Annotated in this window: 13 protein-coding genes; 8 read left to right on the forward strand and 5 right to left on the reverse strand. The window is 65.6% G+C overall.

Annotated elements, in window-relative coordinates; genetic code table 11:
• Positions 1 to 264: 264 nt before the first annotated feature.
• The 4 genes from C7H84_RS26175 to C7H84_RS26190 all read left to right on the forward strand — a co-directional run bounded on the left by C7H84_RS26175 (position 265) and on the right by C7H84_RS26190 (position 4,064).
• Positions 265 to 1,482, forward strand: a complete 1,218-nt coding sequence (locus C7H84_RS26175; RefSeq protein ID WP_121861502.1) for a DUF2863 family protein — start codon at positions 265 to 267, stop codon at positions 1,480 to 1,482.
• 209 nt (positions 1,483 to 1,691) lie between these two features.
• Entirely contained in the window at positions 1,692 to 2,528 is an 837-nt protein-coding gene (locus tag C7H84_RS26180; protein WP_121861503.1) for a response regulator transcription factor, read from the forward strand.
• A gap of 74 nt (positions 2,529 to 2,602) precedes the next feature.
• Positions 2,603 to 3,277 (forward strand): energy-coupling factor ABC transporter permease, encoded by a 675-nt coding sequence (locus C7H84_RS26185; protein WP_121861504.1) that lies wholly within the window; start codon positions 2,603 to 2,605, stop codon positions 3,275 to 3,277.
• Between the two features lie 136 nt (positions 3,278 to 3,413).
• A complete protein-coding gene (locus tag C7H84_RS26190; RefSeq protein WP_121861505.1) occupies positions 3,414 to 4,064 on the forward strand; it encodes a hypothetical protein in 651 nt (216 codons plus the stop codon).
• Between the two features lie 82 nt (positions 4,065 to 4,146).
• On the opposite strand, the gene C7H84_RS26195 is transcribed toward C7H84_RS26190, so the two are convergent.
• Entirely contained in the window at positions 4,147 to 5,301 is a 1,155-nt protein-coding gene (locus C7H84_RS26195) for a M14-type cytosolic carboxypeptidase (RefSeq protein WP_121861506.1), read from the reverse strand.
• An 88-nt stretch (positions 5,302 to 5,389) separates the two neighbouring features.
• Positions 5,390 to 6,172, reverse strand: coding sequence for a peroxide stress protein YaaA (gene yaaA / locus C7H84_RS26200; RefSeq protein WP_121861507.1), 783 nt, complete (start codon positions 6,170 to 6,172; stop codon positions 5,390 to 5,392).
• A 57-nt stretch (positions 6,173 to 6,229) separates the two neighbouring features.
• Here yaaA and C7H84_RS26205 point away from each other — a divergent pair, with 57 nt between their 5' ends.
• The gene (locus tag C7H84_RS26205) at positions 6,230 to 6,727 is read left to right on the forward strand and encodes a putative toxin-antitoxin system toxin component, PIN family (protein WP_121861508.1); all 498 of its coding nucleotides are present in this window, start codon (positions 6,230 to 6,232) and stop codon (positions 6,725 to 6,727) included.
• A gap of 33 nt (positions 6,728 to 6,760) precedes the next feature.
• Positions 6,761 to 7,933, forward strand: a complete 1,173-nt coding sequence (locus C7H84_RS26210; RefSeq protein ID WP_121861509.1) for a pyridoxal phosphate-dependent aminotransferase — start codon at positions 6,761 to 6,763, stop codon at positions 7,931 to 7,933.
• A gap of 61 nt (positions 7,934 to 7,994) precedes the next feature.
• Here C7H84_RS26210 and C7H84_RS26215 read toward each other — a convergent pair whose 3' ends face one another.
• Positions 7,995 to 8,651, reverse strand: coding sequence for a glutathione S-transferase (locus tag C7H84_RS26215; RefSeq protein ID WP_121861510.1), 657 nt, complete (start codon positions 8,649 to 8,651; stop codon positions 7,995 to 7,997).
• Positions 8,652 to 8,860: 209 nt separating this feature from the next.
• On the opposite strand from C7H84_RS26215, the gene C7H84_RS26220 reads away from it, so the two are divergent.
• The gene (locus tag C7H84_RS26220; protein WP_121861511.1) at positions 8,861 to 9,652 is read left to right on the forward strand and encodes an enoyl-CoA hydratase; all 792 of its coding nucleotides are present in this window, start codon (positions 8,861 to 8,863) and stop codon (positions 9,650 to 9,652) included.
• 173 nt (positions 9,653 to 9,825) lie between these two features.
• A complete protein-coding gene (locus C7H84_RS26225) occupies positions 9,826 to 10,518 on the forward strand; it encodes a glutathione binding-like protein (protein ID WP_121861580.1) in 693 nt (230 codons plus the stop codon).
• Positions 10,519 to 10,575: 57 nt separating this feature from the next.
• Here C7H84_RS26225 and C7H84_RS26230 read toward each other — a convergent pair whose 3' ends face one another.
• Both C7H84_RS26230 and C7H84_RS26235 read right to left on the reverse strand, forming a co-directional pair.
• On the reverse strand, positions 10,576 to 11,052 hold the full coding sequence (locus C7H84_RS26230) for a MaoC family dehydratase (RefSeq protein ID WP_121861512.1): 477 nt from the start codon (positions 11,050 to 11,052) through the stop codon (positions 10,576 to 10,578).
• Positions 11,049 to 11,510: a MaoC family dehydratase gene (locus tag C7H84_RS26235; RefSeq protein WP_121861513.1), complete on the reverse strand. Its 462-nt coding sequence runs from the start codon at positions 11,508 to 11,510 to the stop codon at positions 11,049 to 11,051. Before C7H84_RS26235 ends, C7H84_RS26230 begins: the two co-directional genes overlap by 4 nt.
• Positions 11,511 to 11,522 lie beyond the last annotated feature (12 nt).

Genomic DNA, 11,522 nt, shown 5'->3' on the forward strand with positions numbered 1-11,522 from the left:
CGGCTGGGGTTCAACTCCGTGCGCGCCGGGGCTCTACAACCTGTCCCCAACATCACCACTTCCCTTCTTCCCTCGCGCCGCGTTTCCGTTAGCGCGAAAGAGGCGTGATTCTAAGCACCGCTCGTCCATCGCGCAAGGGGTTCGGCGAATTTTTTTAATCCCGTCGGATTCGGCCTTCCGGCCATGCCTGAGCACGAGAGCGCTTATGGCGCAAAGAACGGACTAGAATGTGAGGTTCTTCGCCTCTTTCTATACGTATTTAATATGCGCCAGCGAATCGCCAAACGCCTCCCCCCCGACGCCGACAAACTGGTCGGCCTGTCGCTTGCGCTCTTCGCCTCGGGCAGCCGCATTGAGGATCGCTTCTGGGAAGCGAAGCTCGATGCGCTGCTCGCCAAGATCGTTCGCAACGGCAACCAGACCACGCTCGACGCAGCACTCGATCATTTGCAGCAGAACCACCCCGACGCCTATGGCGCGCTCGCCGACATGGCCGAGACGCACAGTGAGTCGATGGTGATCGAGCACGACGGCCAGCCATACGACGCGCTGCTGGTCGCCGTTCCCGTGCTCGCGTGGACGCGCTACATGATTCCGTCGGGCCCGCTGAAAGGTGACGTCGCCGACGCGCTGCGCACGCAGCTGCAGGCGCACGTGCTCGCCGGCGGAACGCTCGTCGGCCTGGCGCCGTTCCTGTACAGCATCGACCAGCTGCCGCGCCACCACGTCGAGACGTACCGGCTCGCCCAGCAACTCGCGCATGCGGCAATCGGCCAGCACGCCGCCAAGCTCGGCTTCGGCGACCTGCCCGAAACCTCGCCGATCCTGGCCGACCCGCGCTTCCTGCTCGCCGTCGTCGCCGCGCCGGCCGGTGCACCGCTGTTCCGCTGGCAGGAGGAAGAGCACGGCAACCGGATCGAACGCGGCCAGTGCCTCGAGCAATGGACCGCCCAGGGCGGCCCCAGCCTGGCGGTCGCGCTGCCCGGCTGCGAATTCGAATGTCTGCTTCCGGACGCGTACTATTCGGCCTGCCGGGATGCGGACGAACGCGTGCGTCCGCACACGGTCCGAACGGCCATCCGTTATCTATTCGACACACTTGGTGCGGCACCGCAGGAGCTGCGCGCGGTGGTTGCCGGCTTCGGCGAACGCCGGATCGACGAGTATCGCGTCGGCTTCACGCGACGCGCGAGCAACGACGTGATCTACGGCGTCGTGTGGCCGCTCTACGGCCGTGAGAACGGCGACGTGTCGGTCGACAGCGCGACGCTCGAAGGCGAAGCACCGATCGAAGGGCCGCTCGAGGAAATCGTGAGTCTGCTGAAGGAATGCGGCGTAACCGACGTCCGCCGGCACGCGGGCCGCTTCGAACCCGAGTATTGCGACGACTGCGGCGTGCCGCTCTATGCGGATCCGCTCGGCGAAATCGTGCACGCGGAAATGCCCGAAGACGCATCGCCCGCCCAACCGCACTTCCACTGATCGCACACCGCAGGCCTGCCGGGCCTGCCCGACGAAGCCGCTCCCGGTTCCAGCCGGAGCGGCTTTTTTCTCGTCCGCATTTCCGTCATCTGAAATTTCAGACTTTTCCTAAGCCTTTCAGCCAAGCAGACATCGTGTAAGGTTTTTGTCATTATCGGCTTCAACGCATGCCGACGGCAGCTCAATGACTCACCTTATGGAGGTTGAATATGCGGTTCCTGGTGCTGAACTCAGACGCCGAACGGCGTGACGGGCTGAAGGCCCTGCTGCGGCAGATCGACCGTCACGCCAGCATCAACGATGCGCCGGATGGTTTCCAGGCGCGCCGGCTGCTGCGCACCCAGCGTTTCGACCTCGTTGCGATCGACTGGCTGGACGTCGGCCGGCTCTGCGAACTCCAGGCGCTGTGCAGCGCCTGCTCGCCGACGCCCGCCGCGGTACTGATCGACGAATCCACGCCGGCAGCGATCCAGCGCTTCTACAACTACGGCGTCGCGGGCGTGATCCCGCACTCCACCCGCCCGCACCTGATCGTGCGGGCGCTCGAAATGGTTCTGCTCGGCGGACATTACATCCCGCCCATCGCGCTCAGCCTGCTGCCATCGGCCGCCGCGGCGCGCCACGACGCCCATTTCCAGACGCTGGCCGGGTCGTTGCCGCGCCGTCCGCCAAGCAGCCTCCTGTCGCCGAGACAGGCGCAAATCATGCGCTTCGTCCACATGGGCAGCACCAACAAGATGATCGCGCGCACGCTCGGCATCAGCGAAGGCACCGTGAAGATCCACCTCGCCAGCATCTTTCAGCAGTTGGGTGCGGCGAACCGCGCCGCCGCGGTCGCGATCTACAACGGCTGGCTGTCGCCGCATCTGGAGGTGTTGCTCGCGAACCGCGATCGGGCAACCAAGCCGGCCATCGGTGAACGTGGTCCCGTTCCGCTGCGCACGCAACGGAAGGACCGCCCGTACCCGTTGCCGACCGCGAACACCGGCACCAGCGACCTGCCGCTCGCGGCGGAGCCCACCGCGCGGTTCCGGCGCGAACGCTAGCCGGCAGTGTCGATATCGCGACGGTCGGCATGTGCGGATTCCCACCTGTGATGCTCAACGAGTAATATGGACGCATGGGTTTTCTTTTCATACCGCTTCCGCTCTGGGTCGGCATCGGTGGCTGGATCGCCGCCGTAGCCCTGCTCGCGCTCGCGCTCTGGAAGCGTCCGTTCGTCCGCCTGCAGGACGCGACGCTCCAGCACGTGTGGCTCGCGCTCGTCACTGCGATCACGGTTCTCTGGGCCTCGAATGCGTGGCTCGACGACGGCATCGTCATGCACCTGCTGGGCGCGACGCTGCTCGTCACGCTGTTCGACTGGACGCTCGCGCTCATCGCGATGGGCGCCGTCACGGCCATCGCGGCGGTCGTGTTCGATGCTTCCTGGGAAGGCGTCGGCCTCACCTATCTGATCTACGGCGCGCTACCGGTGGCCGTATCCGCGTTGCTGCAGCGCGCCGCCATCGCGTGGCTTCCGCACAACCTCGCGTCGTTCATCATCGGTCAGGGCTTCCTGTCGCCGGCCATCGCGATCGTCACGGTCGCCGCGGCCGGGGCCGGTGTTCAGCTCGCACTCGCGAACGGCGTGCCCGTCGTGATTCCCCCCGGCTACCTGTTGAACACCGCACTGCTCGCGCTGGGCGAAGCGTGGTTCACCGGCATGGCCACCGCGCTCATCGCCGTCTATCGTCCGGCATGGGTCACGACGTTCGACGTGCGACGCTATCGTCTCGGCGGCCCGCGCGCCTGATTGCGTCCGGCCCGATGCCTGCGGTGCGCGCGACGGTCCGTTGGCGCAGCGCGGGAGAGTGCGACATCTACTGCCGCACAACTTTTTTACGCTAAGATTGAACTCCTGCTCTTCATCGGGCATCTATATGTGCCCGATGCCTCATTCGCTCCTCACCAATAACCAGATGGACAGCTCTCCTGCCTCGCTCCGGTTTTTCCGGGCGCTCGGCAAGCTGGCGGCCTGTGTCGCGGGCCTGTCGCTTGCGCTTCCGGCACCGGTATTCGCCGACCTGCTCGACCAGCGCTCCGAACTGATCAACAAATTCGTCAACGAGATGCATGCCGATCCGATCGCCGCCGATTGCGCGGCGCACGGCAGCTTCATCGCCAGCACGTCGTCCGCCTTCGACCGCGTCGACTTCGCGCCGAACGCGTTCGAAAGCGGCAACGCAACGATCACGCCGTGGAACGATTCGTTCGATCAGGGCAAGCAGCGCGTGAAAGTCGACAACATCGTCACCGTGGACGGCCTCGGCATCCACAGCGACGGCAGCGACCCGACGCCGCTCAAGTTCCGCTGCGGCTATGTCGGCCAGCAAATGCTTGCATTCAGCTGGAACGATCCGGTGCCGCCGCTGAAGCCGCGCGTCGAGCGCTCGTCGTCGACGAAGAAATTCAAGGGCAAGTCGCACCGCGGCAAGGTGAAGGCCAAGGCATCCGGGCGCACCGGCAAGAACGCCGTCGCCACGAAGAAATCAAGCGGCCAGAAGAAAGCCGTGAAGAAGAAAACCGCGAAGAAGTCCTGATACGACGGAGCGACAACGACACAAGCGAAAAAGCCGGCGCATCGCATGATGCGCCGGCTTTTTCATATCGATGACGATGCGCTTACGCGAACGTCTCGGCGTGCACCAGGATTGCCGCCAGCATCGCAGCGCCGAGCGCCGCGCTGCGTTCGCCGTTCCAGCCGACGCGCTCGTCCGGCAGGTTCGCGTTGTCCTTGAACGGCATCTCGAGCGTCAGCGACAGGCAACCGAACTGATGGCCGATGTACTTCGATGCGAGCTTGAGCGCGTCTTCCTTGTACTTGCTCGCCGCATAGCCGTGCTCGGTCTGGAAATCCGGGCTCGCGACCTTGAACGCGTCGATGAACGCGGTCTGCTCCTTGCCCTGCTGCTCGGTGAAGCTCGGCAGCATCTCCGAACCCGCGACGAACACGTACGGCAGATCCTCGTCGCCGTGAATGTCGAAGAACATGTCGCAGCCGATCGCATGGATCGCGTCGCGCACCGCCAGCACTTCGGGGCTGCGCTCGGCATCGGGCTCCATCCACTCGCGGTTCAGGTTCGCGCCGGCCGCGTTGGTGCGCAGGTTGCCGTGCACGCTGCCGTCCGGGTTCATGTTCGGGACGATGTAGAACGTCGCGCGATCGTACAGCTTGCGCGCCACCGGATCGCCCGCCCAGTCGCCCCATCCGGCCAGCCGCTTGACGAGCCCTTCGACGAACCACTCGGCCATCGTCTCGCCGGGATGCTGGCGCGCGATGATCCACACCTTCTTTTTCGGCACACCGTCGAGTTCCGGTGTACCGAGCGTCAGCAGCGACATCGGACGGCCTTCGACCGTGCGGCCGAGCTCGACGACGTTCGCCTGCGGCAACTGCTGGACCGCGCCGAGGAACGCCGCATGACGCTCCTCCGAGTACGGCTCGAAATACGCGTAGTAGATGCTGTCGAACTCGGGCATATGGTCGATGGTCATCGTCTTGCCGTCGAACGTCGTCGGCACGCGGAACCAGTCGACGCGGTCGTAGCTCGCGACCGCGCTGTAGTTGCGCCATCCCGACGGATACGCGCATTCGGCCGCATTCTCGAACGACATCACGCACCGCTCGCCGCGCGCGCCGGTCAGGCGGTAGTAGAACCATTGCGCGAATTCCGAGCGGCTGTCGCCGCGTACGCGCAGCCGGATCGCGTCCGCGCTGTCGCACGATACGACGTCGATCGCGCCCGCGTCGAAATTGCTGGTGATCGAAAGGGTCATCTGTCTCTCCAGGTGCGACCGGATCGGGCGGTTTGCCGCGGGTCCGGCCTCTTGCATGCGCCGGCCGTCTCGTGAACGGCCGGTTGGGTCACTCGCCGATTCGCCGGCGATATACGTAGGTCGAGTCGTTCGATGCGGCGGCGTCGAACGCGTAGCCTTCCAGCGCGAAGTCCTTCAGCGCCGCCGGATCCGCGACGCGGTTCTCGACGATATAGCGCGCCATCAGGCCACGCGCGCGCTTCGCGTGAAAGCTGATGATCTTGTAGCGGCCGCCCTTCCAGTCCTCGAACACCGGCGTGACGACCGGTGCGGCCAGCAGTTTCGGCTTGACCGAGCTGAAGTACTCGGTCGATGCGCAATTGACCAGCACGCGCGCGGCGCCGCTGCGCGTCTCGAGCTGCTCGTTCAGTGCCCGCGTGATCCGGTCGCCCCAGAACGCGTACAGATCCTTGCCGCGCGCGTTCGCGAAACGCGTGCCCATCTCGAGACGGTACGGCTGCAGCAGATCGAGCGGGCGCAGCAGCCCGTAGAGGCCCGACAGCACACGCACGTGCTGCTGCGCGTAGTCGAGATCGGCCGCCGACAGCGATTTCGCATCGAACCCTTCGTACACGTCGCCGTTGAACGCGAGCACGGCCTGCTTCGCGTTGGCCGGCGTGAAAGTCGGCGACCAGTCGGCGTAGCGCTGGAAGTTGAGGCGCGCGAGCGGGTCGGAAATGTCCATCAGCGTCGCGATATCTTGCGGGGACAGCTTGCGCAGGCCGTCGATCAGTTCCGACGCGTCGTCGACGAATGCAGGCTTCGTGTAAGACGGGACGTGGGCGGGCGTATCGTAGTCGAGGGATTTGGCTGGAGAGAGAACGATTATCATAGAGGCTCGCTGGCACGCCGTGCCTTGCGGTCAGACGAAAACCACCGATTGTAACGAATGACCCGCTCACTCGCCCCGCATGACGCACTTCGCGTCGTGCTCGACTCGAACGTCTGGATCGACATACTCGTATTCGACGACCCTGCCACGCGCCCGATCCGCGCGGCACTCGAACGCGGCACGCTGGCCGCCGTGATCGACAGCCGCTGCCTGAATGAACTCACGCTCGTGCTCGACTATCCGCAATTCCAGTCACGCGCGATCGACAAGGCCGAAGCACTCGCGATCGTCGCCCGCCTGACGACTCTCGTCGAGCCGCCGCCCGTCGATGGCGACGCGCCGCCGCTGCCGAAGTGCAAGGACCGCGACGATCAGAAGTTTCTCGAGCTCGCCCGGGCCGCGCAGGCCGATTGGCTCGTGTCGAAGGACCGCGCGCTGCTCAAGCTCGCGAAACGCACCGCACGCGACTTCGGCTTCAGGATCGCGCAGCCCGCGCCGTTTACCGAAGCCTGCGCGCTCGATGCCGCGCCGGCCCCTACCACCATGCCGGCCTGACGGGCCCGGCGCCACCCGCTTGCGACCGTATCGATGAACGCTCCTTCCGACATGCCTACGACTCCCGTCTTCCCTTCGCGCCTGCCGAATGTCGGCACGACGATCTTCACGGTCATGAGCGCGCTCGCCGCCGAGAAAGGCGCCGTGAACCTCGGCCAGGGCTTCCCGGATTTCGACTGCGACCCGCGCATCGTCGATGCGGTCGCGGCCGCGATGCGCAACGGTCATAACCAGTATCCGCCGATGGCCGGCGTCGCACCGCTGCGCGACGCCATCGCCGACAAGATCGCGCAGGTCTACGGCCGGCGCTACGACGCGGCCACCGAGATCACGGTGACGGCCGGCGCGACGCAGGCATTGTTGACCGCGATCCTGTGCGCGGTGCATCCGGGCGATGAGGTGATCGTCGTCGAACCGACCTACGACAGCTATTTGCCGTCGATCGAGCTCGCCGGCGGCAAGCCCGTGTTCGTCACGCTGGAAGCGCCCGACTACGCGATCCCGTTCGACCGCCTCGCGGCCGCGATCACGCCGAAGACGCGGATGATCCTGATCAACACGCCGCACAACCCGACCGGCACCGTGTGGCGCGACGCGGACATGCGCAAGCTCGAGGAGATCGTGCGCGGCACCAACGTGCTGATCCTGTCGGACGAAGTGTACGAACACATGGTCTACGACGGCGCGCGGCACGAGAGCGTCGCGCGCTACCCGGAACTCGCCGAGCGCAGCTTCATCGTGTCGAGCTTCGGGAAGACCTATCACGTGACGGGCTGGAAGGTCGGCTATGTCGCGGCGCCGGCGGCGCTGACCGCGGAGTTCCGCAAGGTGCACCAGTTCAACGTGTTCACGGTGAACACGCCGATGCAGATCGGCCTCGCCGACTACCTGCGCGATCCGGCACCGTACCTGACGCTGCCCGACTTCTACCAGAAGAAGCGCGACTTCTTCCGCGCCGGCCTCGAGCGCACGCGCTTCAAGCTGCTGCCTTGCACGGGCACGTACTTCCAGTGCGTCGACTATTCGGCGATCAACGATCTGCCCGAAGCGGAATTCACGAAGTGGCTCACCGCGGAAATCGGCGTGGCGGCGATTCCGGTGTCGGCGTTTTATCACGAGCCGCACGAATCGGGCGTCGTGCGCTTCTGCTTCGCGAAACAGGAGAGCACGCTCGCGTCCGCACTCGAACGGCTCGCGCGCCTGTAAATCCGGCGCGGGCAGCGACGCGCGGCCCGGTGCCGCGCCCGCGTCTCACAACGTGTGGCGCTTACGAACGCGCGGTGCCCGTTGCTTCGATATAGGCCTTGCGATCGGCCGCCACGCGCTGCGCGGCCGGCCGCTCCCCGACCAGCTTTCCGTGCGCTTTCCAATCGATGCCCGCATCGAGCAGGAAATCGCGGCCGAAGATGGCCTTCGTCGCCAAGCCGATCACCGGCAGATGGATCGATGCGGCGATATCCGCGAGACTGAACGTGTCTCCGAGCACGTAGGGCGAAAAGCGTGACATCCGCTTGAACGCATCGATCGCGCGCGGCAGACGCTTCTCGACGTGCGCCTTCATCGCGTCGCTGACCTTGCCGCCGAAAAACGCTTCCGTATAGACCTCGCGCGCGGTCCATTCGAGATACAGCTCGAGCGTCTCGACGAGTTCGCGCACCTTCGCGGCCGCGAACGCCCCCGGCGGGAAAATGGCCCTGTCGGGATAACGTGCGGCGAGATACTCGATGATCACCTGTGACTCGAACAGCGCGCCCTCTTCCGTCTTCACGAACGGAATCTTGCCGAGCGGCGAATCGGCGAGCAGTTTCGGATCGCTGACCGGCAGGCTGCATGACGCTTCCTCGAACGGGATGTCGTGTTCGAGCAGGACGAACTTCACCTTGTTGTAGTAGTTGGACAACGGAATACCGCACAGCTGTAGCATCGGGGTCTCCTTCCTTGCTGAAGCGCGGCCGCAGCGTCGCCGGCCGCATCGGGATTCGTCGCGCTGAAAAGCACGTTCGTGCTAGTCTAAAGCAGTTTCGCGTCCGTCACGACAACAATGCATCCGCTGCGGCAGCGCCCTCACGGGGTTGCGCAATTCCCTGCAACGCGTGGCGCCGCAGCCTCGCCATCCGATGGAGACACGCTCGCATGAGTGCTGAACTGCTGGCCTCGCGTCCGCCCGAGAGCGAATCGACGCTCGTCCTCACGCTGTCCAATCCCGGCGCGCGCAACGCGCTGCATCCCGACATGTACGCGGCCGGCGTCGAAGCGCTCGCCACCGCCGAGCGCGATCCCGCGATTCGCGCCGTCGTGCTCACGGGCGCCGATCGTTTCTTCTGCGCGGGCGGCAACCTGAACCGGTTGCTCGACAACCGCTCGAAGGATCCGTCCTACCAGGCCGACAGCATCGATCAGCTCGCCGCGTGGGTCGCGGCGATCCGCGCATCGACGAAGCCCGTGATCGCAGCGGTCGAAGGCGCGGCGGCCGGTGCGGGTTTCTCGCTCGCGCTTGCGTGCGACCTGATCGTGGCCGCGCACGATGCGAAGTTCGTGATGTCGTACGCGCGTGTCGGCCTCACGCCTGACGGCGGCGGCTCGTGGTTCCTCGCGCGCGCACTGCCGCGCGCGCTGGCTGCCGAAATCCTGTTCGAGGGCAAGCCCGTCGCGGCCGAACGCCTGCATGCGCTCGGTGTCGTCAATCGGCTCGCCGTGCCCGGTGCCGCGTTGTCCGATGCGCTCGCGTGGGCCGACTCGCTTGCCGGCATCTCGCCGAACGCGCTCACGCGCATCAAGTCGCTGCTCGACGATGCGACCGCGCAGCCGCTCGACGTCCATCTCGGCACCGAGCGCGATCACTTCGTCGCGTCGCTGCATCACGCCGATGCGTTCGAAGGCATCACCGCGTTCCTCGAGAAACGCCAGCCGCGCTACAAGCGCTGACCCGCCGCGATCGCACCGTTCGAGCGGCGTTTCCGACGCCGCGCCGACACCTGCGTGCGGTGCTCGGCCGTGCATTCCCGCCGTCTGCAGCCCGCGTCGATCCATGCTCTAATGACCGCCTGTCGCGGCGCCCTGCCGGCGCCGTGTTCGCGCATGCAACGAAGGAGTTGACGATGATCGACGTCTACAGCTGGGCGACCCCGAACGGCCACAAGGTTCACATCATGCTCGAGGAAACCGGCCTCGCGTATCGTGCGCATCCGGTCGATATCGGTGCGGGCGACCAGTTCAAGCCCGAATTCCTGAAGATCAGCCCGAACAACAAGATTCCCGCGATCGTCGACGCGGACGGCCCCGGCGGCAAGCCGATCTCGCTGTTCGAATCGGGCGCGATCCTCGTGTACCTGGCCGAAAAGACCGGCAAGTTCCTGCCGACCGACCCGGCCGCGCGCTACGCGACGCTCGAATGGCTGATGTTCCAGATGGGCGGTGTCGGCCCGATGCTCGGACAGGCGCACCACTTCCGCATGTATGCGCCGGAGAAGATCGAGTACGCGGTCAATCGCTACACGAACGAGGCGAAGCGGCTGTACAACGTGATGGAAAAGCGTCTCGGCGAATCCGAGTATCTCGCGGGCGACGCATATACGATCGCGGACATCGCGACGTTCCCGTGGACGCGTTCGTGGCAGAACCAGGGGATCGTGCTCGACGAACTGCCGAACGTGAAGCGCTGGCACGAAGCGATTGCCGCGCGCCCGGCCGTGCAGCGCGGCGTCGAAGTCCTCGCATCGCTGCGCAAGGCGCTGCAGGACGACAAGGCGCGCGAAATACTGTTCGGCGCGACGCAATACGCGAAGCACTGAGCGCGCACGCGACGTCGACGTATCACGCAGCGGCATCCGTCGATGCCGCCGCGCGCATCAGAAGTAGTGCAGCGTGATGAATTCGGCCGCGCACACGAGCAGCGGCGTGTCGGGCCGCTCGGCCTGCACCGACACCGACCACGTCACCTGCACGCCGCCCTGCGCGGCCTCGGCCGTTTCCTTCACCGCGAACAGCGCGCGCACGCGTGCACCGACCGGCACCGGCTTCAGGAATCGCACGCGATTCAGTCCGTAATTCACGCCCATCTGCTGCTCGAAGCGCATCGCATCGGTCATCAGCGCGGGAATCAGCGACAGCGTCAGGAACCCGTGCGCGATCGGGCCACCGAACGGCGACTCGCGCCGCGCACGCTCGGGATCGACGTGAATCCACTGGTGATCGCCGGTCGCGTCGGCGAAACCGTCGACTCGCTGCTGGTCGATCTCGACCCAGCCGCTTGCAAGCGGTTCCGCGCCGACCCGCGCATGCAGCGCGTGCGCCGACGCGATCAGCGGCAACTTCACGTCCGTCATGCGCCCGTTCCTTGCGGATGACGCAGCCCGAAAATCACCTTGGTCTGCACGGTGATGACCGTGTCGCCGGCGCCGTTGATGCCGATCCATTCCGTCGACACGATGCCGCGATCGGGCTTGCTCGCCGACACGCGCTTGTCGTGGACCTTCTGGTACATCGTGATCGTGTCGCCGGCACGCACCGGCTTGAGCCAGCGGATCGAGTCGATGCCGGGCGAGCCCATGCTGGTCGAATCCGGCCCGAGCTTCTTGATGAGCAGGCTCATGAATACCGAACACGTATGCCAGCCGCTCGCGACCAGCCCGCCGAACGGCGACGCCTTGCCGGCTTCCTCGTCGACGTGGAACGGTTGCGGATCGTAGCGCTGCGCGAACGCCTTGATGTCGTCCGCCTCGAACGTGTAGCGGCCGATTTCGGTCGTGCTGCCGACTTCCAGATCTTCGTAGCTGATACCCACTTGTTTGTCTCC

Origin of the sequence: Burkholderia sp. Nafp2/4-1b, assembly GCF_003635165.1 — a bacterium.
Classification (GTDB): domain Bacteria; phylum Pseudomonadota; class Gammaproteobacteria; order Burkholderiales; family Burkholderiaceae; genus Burkholderia.

What these genes read in the sequence shown, in the direction of transcription:
- C7H84_RS26210 (WP_121861509.1), top strand. Translation starts at nt 6,761, where the DNA reads ATGAACGCTCCTTCCGACATGCCTACGACTCCCGTCTTCCCTTCGCGC.
- C7H84_RS26230 (WP_121861512.1), bottom strand. Translation starts at nt 11,052, where the DNA reads ATGACGGACGTGAAGTTGCCGCTGATCGCGTCGGCGCACGCGCTGCAT.
- C7H84_RS26205 (WP_121861508.1), top strand. Translation starts at nt 6,230, where the DNA reads ATGACCCGCTCACTCGCCCCGCATGACGCACTTCGCGTCGTGCTCGAC.
- C7H84_RS26185 (WP_121861504.1), top strand. Translation starts at nt 2,603, where the DNA reads ATGGGTTTTCTTTTCATACCGCTTCCGCTCTGGGTCGGCATCGGTGGC.
- C7H84_RS26220 (WP_121861511.1), top strand. Translation starts at nt 8,861, where the DNA reads ATGAGTGCTGAACTGCTGGCCTCGCGTCCGCCCGAGAGCGAATCGACG.
- C7H84_RS26190 (WP_121861505.1), top strand. Translation starts at nt 3,414, where the DNA reads ATGCCTCATTCGCTCCTCACCAATAACCAGATGGACAGCTCTCCTGCC.
- C7H84_RS26215 (WP_121861510.1), bottom strand. Translation starts at nt 8,651, where the DNA reads ATGCTACAGCTGTGCGGTATTCCGTTGTCCAACTACTACAACAAGGTG.
- C7H84_RS26225 (WP_121861580.1), top strand. Translation starts at nt 9,826, where the DNA reads ATGATCGACGTCTACAGCTGGGCGACCCCGAACGGCCACAAGGTTCAC.
- C7H84_RS26180 (WP_121861503.1), top strand. Translation starts at nt 1,692, where the DNA reads ATGCGGTTCCTGGTGCTGAACTCAGACGCCGAACGGCGTGACGGGCTG.
- C7H84_RS26195 (WP_121861506.1), bottom strand. Translation starts at nt 5,301, where the DNA reads ATGACCCTTTCGATCACCAGCAATTTCGACGCGGGCGCGATCGACGTC.
- yaaA (WP_121861507.1), bottom strand. Translation starts at nt 6,172, where the DNA reads ATGATAATCGTTCTCTCTCCAGCCAAATCCCTCGACTACGATACGCCC.
- C7H84_RS26175 (WP_121861502.1), top strand. Translation starts at nt 265, where the DNA reads ATGCGCCAGCGAATCGCCAAACGCCTCCCCCCCGACGCCGACAAACTG.